The organism is Streptomyces sp. NRRL WC-3549 (assembly GCF_000721935.1).
Lineage (GTDB): Bacteria > Actinomycetota > Actinomycetes > Streptomycetales > Streptomycetaceae > Streptomyces.
In genome coordinates, this window is the sequence record NZ_KL585395.1 from 115,919 (window position 1) to 116,942 (window position 1,024).

1 protein-coding gene is annotated in these 1,024 nt (G+C 65.2%); it reads left to right on the forward strand.

All coding sequences use genetic code 11. The annotated features are described in order from the left end of the window. The first annotated feature begins 363 nt into the window (after window positions 1-363). Window positions 364-567 carry a cold-shock protein gene (locus IH13_RS0113330; protein ID WP_014047008.1) on the forward strand — a complete coding sequence of 68 codons (204 nt, stop codon included), beginning with the start codon at window positions 364-366 and terminating at the stop codon, window positions 565-567. The last annotated feature ends 457 nt before the right edge of the window (window positions 568-1,024 follow it).

Sequence of the window (1,024 nt, forward strand, 5' to 3'; positions counted from 1 at the left end):
CCGTACGACCGGTCCGGCCGCAGAGGCCAATCCCCGCACGGGCCCCGGCGGCGTCCGCACAGAAACACTCCGTCCGGGCCGAATACATACCTGTACCCGCCGCATGAGAAATAGGAATGAGGCGCGACGAACATATCTCCCACAACGCGCCGACCGGAATTCCGAGCCCCCGCACGGCCGATCTCGCCGTGCTACTGTCGAAGTCAGTTGCAGTTGTGGTTCCCAAAAACTCCGAGTGCTTCCCCGGTGTCACCACCAGGAAGCACTTATGTATGTCCGGTCATCTACCGGTCGGGGCAATCATCACGCGACACGGAGTCCGCACAGTGTGGGCTCCGGGCACAGCCCCGAAGGAGATTTGACATGGCATCTGGCACCGTGAAGTGGTTCAACGCCGAAAAGGGTTTCGGTTTCATCGAGCAGGACGGTGGCGGCGCTGACGTCTTCGCCCACTACTCGAACATCGCCGCCCAGGGCTTCCGCGAGCTGCAGGAAGGCCAGAAGGTGAACTTCGACATCGCGCAGGGCCAGAAGGGCCCGACGGCGGAGAACATCGTTCCCGCCTGATCTGACGCGCAGCACGAGCTGGGGCCCGCACCTTGGGTGCGGGCCCCAGCCTCGTTCTCCGGGCGTGCGCCCCCTGTTCCCGCGGTAGCGCCCACGTATTCCCATCTTTTTCCACCCGTGGCGGGCCCTCCGCCCGACCCCGGCCTCCGTGTTCCGTACGAGATCTCACTCCGGAACCGGGCCCCACGGGGATTTCCAGGGCCGCCGGCGGCCCGGCCCGCTGTTTTCCGGCGGCCGGTCGAATTCTGAACCGCTCACGTCTCTGCTCCGGTTTTCATCTTTCGTTCCGGCTCGTTCTCGCGATTCGCCGTGCTGCTCATTCGCTGCGGGAATACCTTGATACGTGCCTCGTCGAGGAAGGTTCCGCATGAACCGCACACGTACGACCCGCAGTACACGCACGACACGCACCCGTACCGACGACCGTCCCTCCCGGCCCCGTGGCGGCGGGGACGCG

What these genes read in the sequence shown, in the direction of transcription:
- IH13_RS0113330 (WP_014047008.1), top strand. Translation starts at nt 364, where the DNA reads ATGGCATCTGGCACCGTGAAGTGGTTCAACGCCGAAAAGGGTTTCGGT.